15 protein-coding genes, 1 tRNA gene and 1 rRNA gene are annotated in these 15,354 nt (G+C 58.6%); 7 read left to right on the forward strand and 10 right to left on the reverse strand.

Annotation, left to right across the window (positions count from 1 at the left end):
• Positions 1–377 (reverse strand): recombinase family protein (locus tag LKD23_RS11615; protein WP_227621792.1); only part of this gene is annotated, 377 nt, incomplete at its 3' end.
• A gap of 450 nt (positions 378–827) precedes the next feature.
• On the opposite strand from LKD23_RS11615, the gene LKD23_RS11620 reads away from it, so the two are divergent.
• Both LKD23_RS11620 and LKD23_RS11625 read left to right on the forward strand, forming a co-directional pair.
• Positions 828–1,808, forward strand: a complete 981-nt coding sequence (locus LKD23_RS11620; protein WP_097773331.1) for a helix-turn-helix transcriptional regulator — start codon at positions 828–830, stop codon at positions 1,806–1,808.
• 78 nt (positions 1,809–1,886) lie between these two features.
• The gene (locus LKD23_RS11625; RefSeq protein ID WP_227621793.1) at positions 1,887–3,182 is read left to right on the forward strand and encodes a GLUG motif-containing protein; all 1,296 of its coding nucleotides are present in this window, start codon (positions 1,887–1,889) and stop codon (positions 3,180–3,182) included.
• A gap of 199 nt (positions 3,183–3,381) precedes the next feature.
• Here LKD23_RS11625 and LKD23_RS11630 read toward each other — a convergent pair.
• Positions 3,382–3,458 (reverse strand) — tRNA-Val (locus LKD23_RS11630).
• Between the two features lie 158 nt (positions 3,459–3,616).
• Between LKD23_RS11630 and LKD23_RS11635 the strand changes: the two genes are divergently transcribed.
• Positions 3,617–3,778, forward strand: coding sequence for a FeoB-associated Cys-rich membrane protein (locus LKD23_RS11635; RefSeq protein WP_227621794.1), 162 nt, complete (start codon positions 3,617–3,619; stop codon positions 3,776–3,778).
• A gap of 46 nt (positions 3,779–3,824) precedes the next feature.
• On the opposite strand, the gene LKD23_RS11640 is transcribed toward LKD23_RS11635, so the two are convergent.
• Together LKD23_RS11640 and LKD23_RS11645 are read right to left on the reverse strand one after the other, a co-directional pair.
• Positions 3,825–4,121, reverse strand: a complete 297-nt coding sequence (locus tag LKD23_RS11640) for a DUF1492 domain-containing protein (protein ID WP_227621795.1) — start codon at positions 4,119–4,121, stop codon at positions 3,825–3,827.
• A 22-nt stretch (positions 4,122–4,143) separates the two neighbouring features.
• Positions 4,144–4,356: a helix-turn-helix domain-containing protein gene (locus tag LKD23_RS11645; protein ID WP_227621796.1), complete on the reverse strand. Its 213-nt coding sequence runs from the start codon at positions 4,354–4,356 to the stop codon at positions 4,144–4,146.
• Positions 4,357–4,547: 191 nt separating this feature from the next.
• Between LKD23_RS11645 and LKD23_RS11650 the strand changes: the two genes are divergently transcribed.
• From LKD23_RS11650 to LKD23_RS11660, 3 genes are read left to right on the forward strand one after another with little or no spacing between them, the layout of a single operon-like run.
• Positions 4,548–5,174, forward strand: coding sequence for a LexA family protein (locus LKD23_RS11650; RefSeq protein ID WP_227621797.1), 627 nt, complete (start codon positions 4,548–4,550; stop codon positions 5,172–5,174).
• A gap of 15 nt (positions 5,175–5,189) precedes the next feature.
• Entirely contained in the window at positions 5,190–5,885 is a 696-nt protein-coding gene (tsaA, locus tag LKD23_RS11655) for a tRNA (N6-threonylcarbamoyladenosine(37)-N6)-methyltransferase TrmO (protein WP_227621798.1), read from the forward strand.
• Positions 5,886–5,901: 16 nt separating this feature from the next.
• Complete coding sequence (locus LKD23_RS11660) at positions 5,902–6,777, forward strand: LysR family transcriptional regulator (RefSeq protein ID WP_227621799.1); 876 nt, start codon at positions 5,902–5,904, stop codon at positions 6,775–6,777.
• Positions 6,778–6,837: 60 nt separating this feature from the next.
• On the opposite strand, the gene LKD23_RS11665 is transcribed toward LKD23_RS11660, so the two are convergent.
• The 4 genes from LKD23_RS11665 to rlmB form a co-directional block, all read right to left on the reverse strand.
• Positions 6,838–7,797: an Ig-like domain-containing protein gene (locus tag LKD23_RS11665; protein ID WP_227621800.1), complete on the reverse strand. Its 960-nt coding sequence runs from the start codon at positions 7,795–7,797 to the stop codon at positions 6,838–6,840.
• 266 nt (positions 7,798–8,063) lie between these two features.
• Positions 8,064–8,603: a rubrerythrin gene (gene rbr / locus LKD23_RS11670; protein ID WP_227621801.1), complete on the reverse strand. Its 540-nt coding sequence runs from the start codon at positions 8,601–8,603 to the stop codon at positions 8,064–8,066.
• A gap of 175 nt (positions 8,604–8,778) precedes the next feature.
• Positions 8,779–11,430 (reverse strand): cell envelope biogenesis protein OmpA, encoded by a 2,652-nt coding sequence (locus tag LKD23_RS11675; RefSeq protein ID WP_227621802.1) that lies wholly within the window; start codon positions 11,428–11,430, stop codon positions 8,779–8,781.
• A 38-nt stretch (positions 11,431–11,468) separates the two neighbouring features.
• Positions 11,469–12,275, reverse strand: coding sequence for a 23S rRNA (guanosine(2251)-2'-O)-methyltransferase RlmB (gene rlmB, locus LKD23_RS11680; RefSeq protein ID WP_227621803.1), 807 nt, complete (start codon positions 12,273–12,275; stop codon positions 11,469–11,471).
• Between the two features lie 801 nt (positions 12,276–13,076).
• On the opposite strand from rlmB, the gene fba reads away from it, so the two are divergent.
• Positions 13,077–13,940, forward strand: a complete 864-nt coding sequence (gene fba / locus LKD23_RS11685) for a class II fructose-1,6-bisphosphate aldolase (protein WP_227621804.1) — start codon at positions 13,077–13,079, stop codon at positions 13,938–13,940.
• Between the two features lie 96 nt (positions 13,941–14,036).
• On the opposite strand, the gene LKD23_RS11690 is transcribed toward fba, so the two are convergent.
• Together LKD23_RS11690 and rrf are read right to left on the reverse strand one after the other, a co-directional pair.
• Entirely contained in the window at positions 14,037–14,948 is a 912-nt protein-coding gene (locus LKD23_RS11690; RefSeq protein WP_227621805.1) for a hypothetical protein, read from the reverse strand.
• 105 nt (positions 14,949–15,053) lie between these two features.
• Positions 15,054–15,170: ribosomal RNA gene (gene rrf / locus LKD23_RS11695) — 5S ribosomal RNA — on the reverse strand.
• Positions 15,171–15,354: the final 184 nt, after the last annotated feature.

A 15,354-nucleotide genomic window follows, 5' to 3' on the forward strand; every position in this document is an offset into this window, starting at 1 on the left:
TATTCCGCCATGCCAATCAGCATACTCTCCACCATAATGCCTTCAGGCCCCTGCGAGATGGGTTCCATGGCAGACACCAGATGGACACCGTTCTTTTCCAGCTGGTACTTGTAGTTCACGGCATCGAATCGGTTCCGGGCAAAGCGGTCCAGCTTCCAGACCAGAACCACATCGAAGATTTTCTTTGCACTGTCCTTTATCATCCGCTGGAAATCCGGGCGGTCATCCGTCTTGGCAGAGTAGGCACGGTCGATGTAGGTGCCGACCACGGTGATGCCGTTCTTCTCGGCGTAGTCCTTGCAATCGCGCAGCTGTCCTTCAATGGACGCTTCGCGCTGGCTGTCGGATGAATAGCGGGCGTAGATTACGGCGGTCATGGTAGCACCTCTCTTTGCACATCATTGAATCAACGCAATGTTTCGTATAACCTATATACCATATTTCACACCTGTTTGCAAGAAAAACAAAACGGAAAAGTGGTGGTGCTCATCGTGAACACCACCACTTCAGAAGAAAAAAGTTCTTTGCCCGCTTATGCGTTTTAACAATTTGGAAACAATTACGGAAAATCGAATTTGAGCTTATTAGCTGAGAGCAAGAATCGTCCCGTGGCCACAAATTTTCAGTTCTTGAAAATTTCCTGTCCATCCGGGACTTCACTTCTTCAACTCTTGCGAGTTTCCGAAGTGTTCTTGTTGGGGCGTGCCTGCCCCAAACCCTGCTAGGAACGCGTGCTATAAGCTGGAATTTATAGATTCAATGGATAAAGGTGTGGCTTGTTCCAAACTCATGCATTTATTATAATAGGGCTGTGAGGAGGTGCTGGAATGAAGCAGTGTCCCATTGATTTCTTTGACCCGGAGGTGCAGCATTTGGCCGCATCTGCCGGGTGCAGACTTTACCGGATGCAAAACGACACCGGCGAAGGGCTCATCTCTGAATATCCGATCCTGTCGGGGATCGATCTTTTCTACAATGACTTTCACATGAAGGACGGGCAGAATCAGAACAAACGCCCCATGCCGGATACCATCGAAATCAATCACTGCCGGGAAGGGCGGTTTGAGTGCGAATTTCAGAACGGCGATTATCAGTATATCGGTGCGGGCGACCTGTCCATTCACCGGCTGAGCCACACCACCCGGCAGACCCGTTTTCCACTGGCGCACTATCACGGCATTTCCATCACCATCGACTTGCCGCGGGCGCAGCAGACGCTTTCTTCTCTGGAAGCCATCATGGGCGATCTTGATATCCATTTGGAAGCCATCGCCGAGCGTTTCTGCCGGGAAGAGAGCTGCTATGTGCTGCGCAGCAACCGGGAAGTCGCGCACATTTTCTCGGAGCTGTATGCCGCCCCACCGGAACGGATGGCACACTACCTGAAAGCCAAGGTACTGGAACTGCTCATGCTCCTAAACGACCTACCGCAGGAGTCCTTCTCGGAAAAGCGGCGGTTTTTCTCCCGCAGTCAGGTCACGGCTGTCCGGGCGATACACGATGCAATGATACAAGATCTCAGTCACCATTACACATTGGCTGAGCTTTCCCGGCAGTTCGGCATTGCGCAGACTTCCATGAAGCTCTGCTTCAAAGCCGTTTATGGCAGCTCCATTTATCAATACATGAAAACCTACCGGATGCAGACCGCCCGCGTCCTTTTGCAGGATACAAGCCGCAGTGTGACCGAGATCGCAGCTACACTCGGCTATGATAACCCTAGCAAATTTTCGGAAGCGTTCAAAAAGGAATACGGCATAAGCCCCACTCTGTTCCGAAACTCGCCGTCCGAATTGGATGTTTCCTGACGGTTCGGAGTGGCAGACCGTCTTTGTTTTGTTATACTTTCTGGTTAGAAGAAACTAACAAAGAAAGGATATTCCATTATGAGACGAATTCAAACCGGCGTGATTGCCGTATGCCTCGCCGCCGCTCTCCTGTCAGGCTGTGCAGGTTCTTCCGCCCAGAGTACCGCAAGCAGCACTGCCGCAAGTTCTGCGGCAGCTTCTTCCGTCAGCACCACTGCTGTTTCCGCCAACTATGACGGTGGTTCCGGCACGCAGGAAGACCCCTACCAGATCAACAGCGTAGATTCCCTGCTGACCTTTGCTTCCAACGTCAACGATGGCTCGCAGGGCGGCTATGCCGGTGTTTCCTTCAAGCTGACCAGTGATCTGGACCTGTCTGGCGTCGAGTGGGCTCCCATCGGCAACATGAACGACATGGAAACACACTCCACCCTGTTCCTCGGCTCCTTTGATGGCGACGGCCATACCATTTCCAACCTGAACTATACTTCGGATGTTTACAACTGCGGTGCCGGTCTGTTCGGCGTAAGCTGCGGTGAGGTGAAAAATCTGACACTGGAAAATGCCACGGTCACAGTAACGGAAGGCACTTCCATGGCCATTGGCGGTGTTGTGGGCTACAACATGGGCTCTGTAGACAACGTCACACTGAAAGGTGATTCCACCATTACCGGCAACAACTGTGTCGGCGGCATCGTGGGCGGCAACAACAACTCCATCACCAACTGCACGGTGGAGGGCGCTACCGTGGTCGTCATCGGTGACAATCACTTTACCGATCAGATCATCCAGGCAGACGTTGCCGAGTGCGGCGGTCTGGTAGTCGGCGGCAGCTTTGGCGGCAGCATCGACAGCTGCACCGCATCCGGCACCGTAAAAGCCACCGGCAATGAGCCGGTGGGTCTGGGCGGCATCGGTGGCTGTCTGGAAATGATGGACACCATCACCAACTGCACCGCTGATGTGACCATCGAGAGCGAAAACGGCGGTCACGCCATTGGCGGTTTATGCGGCTATGCGGGTACTCATTCCAACCCGGATATCTGCCTTGAGACGGAAGGCTTCTCCACTAAAAACTATCCCTCTGTCATTGACAACTGCAATGTGACCGTGAACATCAAGGCAAACGGTGCCACCCATGTGGGCGGCCTTGTGGGTACCGGTCTGTACTACTACGGTGAGGAGACGGTTTTCAAAATCACCAACTGCTCGGTAAAGGGCAGCATTGACGGTGCCGTTACACCCGGTACCGTTGCAGGCCGCGCCGAGGGCAGCACCATTGAAAGCTGCACTGCCGATGTGACCATTGACGAGAACGCTGGTACGGAGCAGGTCGGCACAACGACCCAGATGTACGAAAGCGCAGACCAGTAAAATGATTTTCTCCATAAGGGCAATCAAGTTCGCACAATGATAACTTGATTTCAAAGAAAAAGGCAGGATACCACCGCCACGGTGATACCCTGCCTTTGTTCGTTTACCGCTCTGCACACTCTCGCCGCAGAACTTCCGATAAACAAAAAACGTACCCGAACCCTTTTTCGTAAAGAATTGGGTTCGAGTACGAACTGTATGGTGGAGAATTAGGGACTCGAACCCCAGACCCCCTGCGTGTGATGCAGGTGCTCTAACCAGCTGAGCTAATCCTCCGAATCGGAACACACTTATTATATCACTGCACAGGCCCAAATGCAAGCCCTAATTTTCGATTTTTGCAAAAAGTTTGGAGCAACAGTGCTTTTCGATTGCTCTTCGGTGTCAAATGGTGTATACTGGGGCTGGAATTCTTTCGAAAGAGAGGTCTTTTTATGATCACTGTACGCGGTATCATCACCTTGCTGGTGCTGGCGGTCCTGTTCGCACTGGCCGTGGTTTGGGTATCCAAGCAAGGCGGCTGGAAGGGCGAGGGCTGCGGCGGCAACTGTGCCTCCTGCCACCAGCACTGCGACACCCCTGAAAAGAAACACTGAGCACACGAATGCCCTCCGGCCGCTCTGGCCGGAGGGCATTTTTGCGTCACAGCTCGCCGTAATGGGCAGCAAAGACCGCGATGGTGCTCAGAAGGTCGCTGTGGGCTTTCTGATAGGTGCTGTAGCTGATGTTCAGCTTGTCCATCACCTCTTCCCGCGTCCGTCTCTCCATGTAGCGCAGCTGCAGGATGCCGCCCCGCAGGCCGGGGTCTGCCTCCCGGTAATACGCCTCCGTTTGCTCAATGGCTTTCTTCCACCCCCAGTTGCGGGGGCCGTAGACCCAGTTCCGCTGCCCATAAAAGCCGAGGGCCTCCTTTGTCTTCCGACGCTGCTCCTGTGTCATCGCTCCTTCTCCCTTCCCGCTCTCAGCCCGCCGGGCCGAAGAAGCAGCGGTCGCGCTGCTCGGTGGTCATCCCCAGCATCTTCGAAAGTTTTTCGGCCTCACTCAGCTTGAATTCGCGCTCGTTTTCCAGCTTGCAGCGGAGCGTGCCGCTGCTGATGCCCAGAACATGGGCCACATGGCCCAGCTTTACGCCGCGGCTGCGGATGCAGTCGCGGAGCATCATGGTGTCGGTCATAGGCGTTTCTCCTTTCCGTTTTACGTCTCAAGTGTGCAGTACAATCATTAGTTGTATTATATTCCTTGGTTGATTATTTGTCAACATTATTTGCGAAATAGCCGATTAAAAGTTGATTTATAGTAAATTTTTTGTTATACTAGCCTCAGAACACCGAAAATCGTGCATCGAGATAGAAAGCGAGGCCCTTTATGTCTGACACCGATCTATCCGGCCGCATCCGGCAGCGCCGGGAGCAGCTGGGCCTGTCGCAGGAAGAGCTGGCCTCCCGGATGGGATACCGTTCCAAATCCTCCATCACCAAGCTGGAAAAAGGCATCAACGACCTGCCCCGGGCCAAGCTCGAGGAGCTGGCGGCGGCGCTGAACACTACCCCTGCGTGGTTGATGGGCCTTGTGGATCTGCTCAGCCCGCCGCCTGGCTTCGAGCCGCTGCCCGAGATGGTGCGGGTGCCCCTTGTAGGCTCCATCGCCTGCGGGACCCCCATCACCGCCGAACAGAACATCGAGTGCTACATCGGCGTCCCTGCCGCGTGGCACGCTGACTTTGCCCTCACCTGCCATGGCAGCAGCATGGCCCCCACCATCTGCGACGGCGACATCGTCTGCATCCGCCGTCAGCCCGAGGTGGAGCAGGGGGAGATCGCCGCAGTCCGCATCGGTGAGGAAGCCACCCTCAAGCACTTTCACCGGCAGGGCGAGACCGTGATGCTGCTGGCCGACAACGCCGCCGTCTGTCCGCCCATGATCTTCGCCGGCCCCCAGCTCGAGGAGATCCAGATCGAGGGCCGCGCCGTGGGCTTCTGCCGCGGTTTATAATAAGGAGAACTGCTTATGTCTGCACCCGAAGAAATGGCCCTCAAGGTCATCGCCCATATCCGCACCGCCTTCCCCACCAAATTCGGCATCCCCCGCCAGAGCGGGCTGGTGGACAGTCTGCGGGGCGAGGTCATCTTCACCCCCGAATACCGCTGCGCCGACGCCGTGCGCGGGCTGGAAGATTTCAGCCACATCTGGCTGGTGTGGCAGTTCTCCGGCGCGGTGCGGGAGGGCTGGTCGCCCACCGTCCGCCCGCCCCGTCTCGGCGGCAACACCCGGATGGGCGTCTTTGCCACCCGCTCCCCCTTCCGGCCCAACCCTCTGGGCCTGTCCAGCGTCCGGCTGGAGGCCATCGAGCACCGGCCCGACGTCGGCCCCGTCCTCATCGTGCGGGGCGCCGACCTGATGGACGGCACCCCCATCTACGACATCAAACCCTATATCCCCTACGCCGACTGCCACCCTGATGCCTCCGCAGGTTTCACAGCGCAGACCCGGTCCCACCACCTGAACATGGTCTGCGGCGACGCCCTCTGGGCCAAAGTGCCCGCCGACCAGCAGGCGGCGCTGCAGGGTGTGCTGGAAAACGACCCCCGCCCCTCCTACCAGCACGACCCCGAGCGGGTCTACGGCATGGAGTTCGGCGGTCTGGAAGTCCACTTCAAGGTGGACGGCGAGACGCTGACCGTCACCGGCATCGACCACTGCTGACGCCGGAGGGACTGCAATGGAGCTGCGAAATATCAACACTTTCCTCCACATCGCCGAGCTGCACAGCTTTTCCAGCGCTGCGCGGGAACTGGGTTACTCTCAGTCGGCGGTGTCGGCCCAGATCGCACAGCTGGAAGCAGAGCTTGGCACGCCCCTCTTCGACCGGGTAGGAAAGACCGTCCGCCTCACCGACGCGGGCCAGACCTTCCAGACCTACGCCCGCACCCTTCTCATCACGGCCCAGCAGGCCAAGGCCGCGCTGATGCCCGCCCGGGCCGTCAGCGGCACCCTGCGGGTGGCGCTGGCAGACTCGGTGTGCAGCACCTTCCTGCCCGACCTGCTGCAGCAGTTCCACGCCCTCTGTCCGCAGGTGGAGCTGGTGCTTCGGACTGCCACCGCAGACGAGATGCTGCGGCTGCTGGGAGCCAACCAGATCGACCTCGCCTACACTCTCGACCAGCCCCTGCTCCTGCCCAGCCTGACGCTGGCCGTCAATGTGCCGGAGCCAGTCTGCTTCGTAGCTCCCGCCGGACACCCGCTGGCCGAGGCCGAGGCCGTGCCGCTGGATGTGCTGGCCCAACAGGAATTTCTTCTCACGGAGCGGGGCATGAGCTACCGCGACGCCCTCGACCAGCGCCTTGCGGCCCGGGGGCTGGCCATCCATCCCTACATCGAGCTGGGCAGCGCCTCCCTGCTCTGCCAGATGGTAGAGCGCGGGATGGGCCTCTCCTTCCTGCCCGAGTACATCGTCTGCCCGGCCCTCTCCGCCGGGCGTCTGGCCCGCCTTCGCGTTCCCGACTGCACCGTCACCATGCACCGTCAGCTGTTCTACCACAAAGATAAATGGCTCACGCCCCAGATGAAGGCCTTCATTGCGCTGGTGGAGCAATAAACAAACGCCCCGCACCTGTCTTTCGACAAGGTGCGGGGCGTTTCATTTGCAGATCTTTTCTCAGCTCAGCCGGTTCATCCGGACGGCCACATAGGGGTCGGGAAGCTTGAGTTCCTCGGCCAGATCTTCTTCGCTGCTGTATTTGTCGGCGGCAAGGCCCACAAAGATGCTGCAGCTGTCGAAGCGGCCATCCGGCGAGAGGGCGGTGATCTTCGCCTCACCGTCCGCAACAGCGGTCACGACACCGGAGGCGTCCACTGTAGCGACGCCGGGGTTGCTGCTGACCCATGTGATGGGGACGCTGACGCCCCCCTCCACGGCCACAGAGGCCGTCAGGGCTTCCTTTGCGCCCACGGTGCGGAGCAGCAGGTCGTGCTTATTCAGGGTCACTTTGCCCACGTCACTGGTGACGGTGACGGCACAGCGGAGAGCCTGACCGTTGGACGCCAGCGCAGTGATGGTGGTGGTGCCGGGTTTCTGGGCCGTGACAAGGCCCTCCGTGTCCACCGTCGCCACCTCAGGATCGCTGCTCATCCACTGGTAGGCGTAGATAAAGGAGCCGCTCGTGTTGATGAGCTGCAGCTTCTGGCTGGGGTGGGCGTTGTCGTACTGGATGATGAGGTTGAGGGTGACATGGTCGAGGGCCGGCTTTTTGCTGGCCGCGTCCCCGCTTTCCTTGCGGACCGTCACCCTGCAGGCGGCATACTCGCCCCGGTCGGTGATGGCGCTGATGGTCGCCTCACCGGCGCTGCGTCCCGTAACGCGGCCGTCGCCGTCCACAGTGGCCACGGTGGGGTTGCTGCTCATCCAGACGATGAAGTAGTAGTCGCTCTGTCCGCCGGTGTAGAGATAGGCTTTGGGCCGGGGGTCGTCGGCCGTGATCTCCAGCTCCATCTCGCTTACTTCCAGCTCAAAGTTCGAAGACTGTCCCAGAAGCGACGGCGCAGCCTGTGCGGCGGGAGCCGCCAGAAGCAGCCCGCTCAGCACGAGGGCAGCCGCAAGCCGTGTGATCTTGTTCATAGGGTAGCACTTCCCTCCTTCGTATCATTCCGTCTATCGCAATGTGCACTGCACATAATTCCACTCACTACTCGTTTATTGTACACGTCCCCCAAAGAAGGGTCAAGTTCTTCGCCAGAAGTGTCACAATTTCGCGCATCTTTTCGTGAAAGGCACTAAAACACCACCCCCAAATTTATACAAAACGTGCAGACTGCATTTTGCCGCCGGACGAAAGAGCCGCCGCACCCTCAGAAAGGTGCGGCGGCTCTCAGATGCCGTAAAAATCAGTAGTTCTTGGCCTTCAGCTCAAAATAGCTCTGGGGATGGGCGCAGACCGGGCACTTGAGGGGTGCAGACTTGCCGATATGGGTGTAGCCGCAGTTCCGGCAGACCCACACCTGCTGCTCTTCCCGGGCAAAGACCTTGCCCTCCTTGAGGTTGGCAGCGAGGGCGCGGTAGCGCTCCTCGTGCTCCTTCTCGATCTGTCCCACCATCGTGAAGAGGGCGGCCAGCTGGGCAAAGCCCTCCTCCTTGGCCTCTGCGGCCATCCGGGGGTACATCTCGGTCCACTCGTCGTTCTCACCGCTTGCAGCCATCTCAAGGCAGGTCATAGTGTCGGGGAGCGCGCCGCCGCACAGGGCCTTGAACCACAGCTTGGCGTGCTCTTTCTCGTTGCCTGCAGTCTCCTCAAAGATAGCGGCCAGCTGCTCGTAGCCCTCTTTCCTTGCGACGCTTGCAAAGAAGGTGTACTTGTTGCGGGCCATGCTCTCACCGGCGAAGGCTTCCATCAGGTTTTTCTCGGTCTTGGTACCCTTGAGTTCCATATTCTGTTCTCCTCTCTGATGTGTTGACACTGCCAGTATAGGCCATGTCGGGTTTGGTTTATTCTACGCGCAGCCCGCTTTGTTCGGTACCGGGTGTGCGCTAGGTCTTGTTTCTCTCTGAGGATAGTATAACAGAATTTGGGGCAGAAATCAAGAATAATTCCTATTTATTTTTTCAACTGTGCTGCTTGAGGGCACAGACGGCGATGCTGAGGGCGCTCCACGCGGCCTGATACATCAGCACTGCGGCCACGCTCAGCATCCCCACGCTGCCCGCATAGGTCAGCAGGACGGCAATGGCCACCGAGAACCACACCGACACCAGCTGTACCGTGGTGGCAGTCGTCTCGGCGTTCTGGGCCTGCTCTGCGGCCCGCAGGCCGCCGGTCAGGCTGGCAAAGCCCTTGGTGCAGAGGATGCAGCAGTCCTCGGAGCCGTTGTTCTGGGCGGTGGCAGCGTCCAGCGCGGCGCACTGCTCCTGATCCAGCAGGACGACCATCCCCTCGGGCAGGTGGTAGGCGTCGGTGATCTGCCGTGCCGTCAGGCTGGGGTCCTGACAGGACACCAGCAGCTGGATGTTCTCCTTCTGGAGCTGTTCCAGCCCACGGGCCGCATTCCGCCCGCCCACATACCGGAGCACGAACATGGCGTGCAGACTGCCGGAGACGGCCAGATACAGGATCTGCAGCTCGCCGTTTTTCGAGTGCTTGGCCTCATACTCCTCGTCGGGCAGGGGCACATCTTCCTTTTCCATGTATGCGCGGGAGCCGATGAGGACACGGTTGTTGTCGCACCACGCGGAGAAGCCGAGGCCCCGATGGACTTCCAGATCCTTGACGGGGTAGAGGATGTCGGTGCGGTCCTCGATGATCTGGCGGAACAGGCCGCTCAGGGTGTTGCAGCACTGGCTGAGGACGCTGGCCGAATAGAGGATGGCCCGGTCAATGCGGCCGCCCTTGAAGATGCGGATGTCCTCCAGCAGGACGCTGTCCGGCGTGAACAGCTCGTCGGCGTCGGCCTGCACCGTGTCCACACCGCCCAGCTCCTCGATGGCCGACCAGCCGGGCACCACAGCGCCCGAGGCAGCTGCGGTCTGCTGCAGCCGCAGAGACGCAAGGCCGGCGATGAGGGTGGAGGACAGGGGCGACCCCATGCAGAGCACGGCGGTCAGGGCCGCCGCGCTGCCGTTGACGCCGCCGCCCATGACGAGGAATACGAATCCGGCCAGAAGGGCCACGCCCAGCAGGATATAGTTCGTTTTGCGGGCGCGGCGCTCACAGGCACGGGGGCCAAAGCCCTGTTCCACCATCGCGTCGTCCCACTCGGTGGGGCGGCTGAGCAGCACCCACGGGTCTTTTTCTTCCATATTCTTAGCCAGCACCCGGACAAGCTCCTTGTCCTTGGCGCGGAACGCGCCGCGCCGCTCCGGTGCGGCCTGCGCCAGCGCAAATCCGCCCTGCACTGAGGCCAGCAGCACCCGGTCGCCCAGCAGCGCAAGGAAGAGTCCCAGCGCCGCGATGCCGGACAGGAGGGTGAAACTGGACGGCTGATAGCTCTTGGCGTTCAGCAGGGCCACAGCGGCCTGCAGCAGGGCGGCACAAGCGGCCAGCGCGGGCATCGTCTCCATGCTGGGACGGCCCCGCAGGCCCTGCAGGCCATCCCGCAGGACGGGCCAGCCCACGGCCAGTGCCAAGGCGTAGAAGAGCAGGTTGGCAGCGTAGAACGCCGCCGGGGCAGTCACGGGGTCCAGCCCGGCCAGCGGGCCGACAAGGCCCTCTGCGGCAAGGCCGAAGTGGAGCAGCACCAGCGCGAGGATGCCGCCCAGCGCACAGCGCAGGGTAAGGGCCGCGCTCATCCGGCGCAGCCGGTCGCCCATCTGCTCAGGCGCTTCGGGGGTCTTTTCCGCCTCGGTGGCCGCCTCTTCTGCGGGGGCGGCTTCCTCTGCGGCAGGCTGCGCAGGCGCTTCGGCGTCCGGTGTCTCTGCGGGAGCAGGCCCGTCGTCGTTCAGGTCAATGAGCGGCAGGCTCATGCTGTCGTCGCTGCTGGGCGGCGTCGTGCGGGTGGGGGCAGAGGGCGTTTCCTCGTCCTCCCCCTTGCCGAAGAAGTGCATGGCCGGGGCTGCATGGGGCTTCGCCGTCTTGTCCTCCGCAAATACCAGCTCGGGCAGCGGCACAGCAGGCCTCTCCGGCTTGGCATCCGGCTCTTTTTCCGGTCCCGGCTTCTGGACAGCCGGGGCTTCCGGGACGCTCTTCTCCGGCTTTTCGGCCTCCGGCTGAGGCTTCGGGCCGAAGAGCATGGCCTTCAGTGCCTGCATCTCCCGGTCCTCGTACTGCTCCTGCGGGGTGCGCGGGCCGTACTGGACGGCCTTTTTCTGGGAGGCAGACTGTTTTTCCGTTGGCTTTTTGTCCGGCTGGGGGGCAGGCGTCTCCGGCGCTTTGGGCTGGGACACTTGGGGCTTTTCCGGTTCCGGCTGGGGCGCACTCGCCGCTCCCGCCGGCTCCGGCGTCTCAGGCTTCGAAGGCTCTGTCTCCTCTTCCAGCTTCAGGACCAGCTCCAGCTCGGAGGGTTTCTCCTGCTCCTCACCGCCTAGCCGGATCTCGCCGGTGCCGCTCTCTTCCACTGCGCCGTCGGCCTGCAGCTCCGTTTTCTCGCGGCGGAACAGCCGACCGAACAGGCCCTTATTAGGCTTTTCGGCCGCTCCATCGTCCCGTCGGGTCATCTCCTCCGGGACCTGCGCCACACTGGTCGTAAAAAAGGTACGGAATTTCTCGTCGCGGGCGTCGATCTCTTCCTGCGTCAGTTCCTTCCGCTCTTCATCCTTTGGCATCTGCTGTCTTCCCTCCCTGATCTCTTATTGAGGGCGTCTCAGCCCTGTGCGGCACGCTGGCTCTGGATCTCATACAGGATGATGCCAGCCGCTACCGAGACGTTGAAGCTGTCCACACCGGTGCCTCGTGCAGCCATATCGAGGCTCACCACGCCGTCGCAGAGCTTCTTCACCAGCTGCGACACGCCGCTGCCCTCACTGCCCAGCACCAGTGCGATGGGGCCGGTGAGGTTGTTCCGGCGCAGGGACACGCCATCCATATCGGCGCAGTAGACGAAAACGCCCTGCTCCTTGAGGCGGCGGATGGTCTCGCCGATGTTGGCCACCCGGGCCACGGGCAGTCGCTCCGCAGCACCAGCGCTGGACTTGATGACGGTGGGGGTCACGGATGCGCCGCCCCGCTTGGGGATGACGATGCCGTGTGCGCCGCACAGCAGGGCCGAGCGCATGACTGCGCCCAGATTGTGGGGGTCCTCGATGCCATCACTCAGCACGAGGAAGGGTGGTTCGCCCTTCTCTTTGGCTGCGGCCAGCAGGTCCTCCACCGTTGCGTATTCGATCTCGCTGGCAAAGGCAGCTACGCCCTGATGGCTCTCGGTGCCGGTCATGAGGCGCAGCTTATTGGGGTGCACCCGCTTGACGGTGGCACCGGCCTCCTTGGCCATTGCGGTGTAGTAGGCCGCCACAGCGGGGGCCATGCCCTCTGCCAGCAGCACGGTATCCACGCCGGAGCCGCTCTTCAGCAGCTCCGTGACCGGGTTCTTTCCGTAAACAAGGCTCTCGTTCCGGGGCTGCTCCTCGGCCTTTTCGCGGCGGGGGCGGCGGGACGTATTGCGTTCTTCCATGAAGTGCTCCTTCCATTTCTATCGCAGGACGCCGTGGCTCTTCCGGCCCGGCGCCGTTGTGTTTCATTCAGCAAATCTTTCCATGCCGCAGTGCGGCAGGCGATGATGACTCATCTTGAAGTATAACATAAGAAGCCGGTGTTCGCCATAGAATTGTGATTTTTCTCCCGTGAAATTTCTGTGCTGCTGTCCGGACAGCACCGCATGGGGTAAGTGTTGTCCCTCTGCACACCGAGCATCCGTCTTTTTGCCGGAGGCAAAAGTTTTCCACATCTAAAGCGTTTTACCCATCGTATATCGGCCCTGTTTTTTCCACAAGTTGAAAACCCTGTGGAAAGAGTTCAAAACTCAAGCGCTCATGCCTGTTTTTCAGGTTGAATTCCACACTTTCCACGAGGTTTTCCACATTCTTATCTCGACAGGCTCAGAACCTTGCATACATTTTGTAATTTTCAAGTCAGAATTATGACAAATTTTTGAATCGAAGCAGCCATTCTTTTGCCTTTTTATCCAATATCATTTTGACGAATGCAGTCTTCTGTTGAAAATCGTCCCCTTTTGTCCCTCTCTCGTTCCTCTGCTCAGATGTTGTCGCCGCTTGTAAAAATGTTGCATTTCACTCGTTTTTCCATTTTTCTACTGCGTTTCCGGCCAAGAAAGCTTCGGTTTGATTACAAAAACTCTCTAGTGGATTGATTTTGCCCTCTGTTTGGGGTATACTAAGGTTGCAACTTCGTTAAACCATACACGAAGTGCTGTGTGGGTACGAAGAGACCCCGATAAATTTTGGAGGTAAATAATATGTTGGTAAATGCAACCGAAATGCTCATCAAAGCCCGCGACGGCCACTACGGTGTGCCTCAGTTCAACATCAACAATCTGGAGTGGACCAAGGCTGTCCTGACCGCCTGCGAGGAGATGAAGAGTCCCGTCATTCTGGGCGTCTCCGAGGGTGCCGGCAAGTACATGACCGGCTTCAAGACCGTCGCCGCAATGGTGGACGCAATGGTCGATTCGATGGGCATCACCGTTCCGGTCGCTCTGCATCTGGATCACGGCACCTACGAGGGCTGCAAGGCCTGCGTTGAGGCTGGCTTCTCCTCCATCATGTTCGACGGCAGCCACTACTCCATCGAGGAGAATGTCGCCAAGACCACGGAGCTGGTCGCTCTGGCACACTCCAAGGGCATGAGCATCGAGGCCGAGGTCGGTTCCATCGGCGGCGTCGAGGACGGCGTTGTGGGCAATGGTGAGATCGCTGACCCCGCAGAGTGCGCAAAGATCACCGATCTGGGCATCGATTTCCTCGCTGCCGGCATCGGCAACATCCACGGCGTCTACCCGGCCAACTGGAAGGGTCTGGACTTCGAGGCTCTGGACCGCATCCACAAGGCTACCAACAACATTCCTCTGGTCCTGCATGGCGGCACCGGCATCCCCGACGACATGATCGCCAAGGCCATCAGCCTCGGCGTCTCCAAGATCAACATCAACACCGAGTGCCAGCTGGTCTTCGCTGAGGCCACCCGCAAGTACATCGAAGAGGGCAAGGATCAGCAGGGCAAGGGCTTCGACCCCCGCAAGCTGCTGGCTCCCGGCGCAAAGGCCATCGAGGCCAAGTGCAAGGAGAAGATCGAGCTGTTCGGCTGCGCAGGCAAAGGCTAAGCCGAAGCTGTCCTTCTGAACAATACTCCACCTGATAGAAAGAGCGACCCCGCTGTGTTGAGCTCAGCACAGCGGGGTCGTTCTTGTTTTATCTTTTTATTGAGGGGCATCTGCTATGCATCGCACCGAAATGCTCTCCGGCTCCTGCATCGTCTCTGCTTCTTTTACTGCTTTCTGAAAGAGCGGAAGCATCTTCGCCATCTCAAAGCCATTCTCTGTTTTTGCATACTCCGGTGCCATCGTGATGCGGTACTCCGCCTTTGCCTTGCTCCACTGTCGGACCGAAAAGTGTTCCGGGATCACATCCAGCCATTTCCCTGTCTCTCCAAACTGAGAAACCGCGTCGATCTGGAGCCGGAACAGATTTTTGGCAAAATACGCGCTCCATTCCATTTCTTTCTGAGCCACTTCATGCAGGTCCTGCACCGTTTCATCCGCCCGGCAGAACGTCACAAACCCTGCCTGCGCCATCCTCTCTCTGGCTTCCAGCAAAGAGAGAACGCTGCCCGTTTCATCGACCAGATAGCCGTTGGTCGTGGGGTCGAGCATACACCATTTTCCCAGAGTCCTGTCAAAAATCTCTGTCACGACATGACAGTCGCTGTCAAAGGGCGAATAGGGCAGCATTCTCACTCTCCGGGCGTAGATCCCCAGTGCCAGACAGCATTCCTCCAGTATCTTGGATTTGTTCAGACAATTGATCCCATGCTCCGGCTGCTCCAGACTGTATTCCAGCAGCGCCAGCCCATTGCACGGAACGCTGTTATCGTACCACGCACTGTGTGTCAGTTTCGGGGCAAGATACTTCAACAGCCGCACACTGTGCTCCAGCTCTGTCCCGTTTCCGGCAATTTCATTGAGATGATATTTTTCTTTCAGCTCTGCATACTCCGGGCAGTCAAAACGATATTCTACCTGTGCCTGCTTTCCGAGTTGAAAGCTCTGGTTATTGCAGAGTATCCCCCGATAAATATCATAAAGTGTTTTATTTTCCTCATTTCCCATCATGCGCTTCCCCTTTCTGATTTTATCCATTATAATAATTTTAGACAGAAATTACAATCCGCAGACACAACAAAAACCGCCCTGAGAACTCTCAGAACGGCATATTCAAGTCGGCGGCTACCTATTTTCACAAGCCGTTTCCAGCTAACTATCTTTGGCACGAGTGAGCTTAACTGCTGTGTTCGGAATGGGAACAGGTGGAACCTCACCGTCATCGTCACCGACCATATGACTAGCTAAGTATATCATTTCTGACTTACTTTGTCTAGTATTTCCTGAAGGACGTGCCTTCAAAACTGAATAATCACTGCTTACATTTTTTCGTTGACTCTAAGAGTCTCAAGCGAATTGTGGTCAAGCCCTCGACCTATTAGTACACGCTTGCTGAATGGATCACTCCACTTACACA

It is taken from the genome of Faecalibacterium butyricigenerans (assembly GCF_020687345.1).
GTDB lineage: Bacteria > Bacillota > Clostridia > Oscillospirales > Ruminococcaceae > Faecalibacterium > Faecalibacterium butyricigenerans.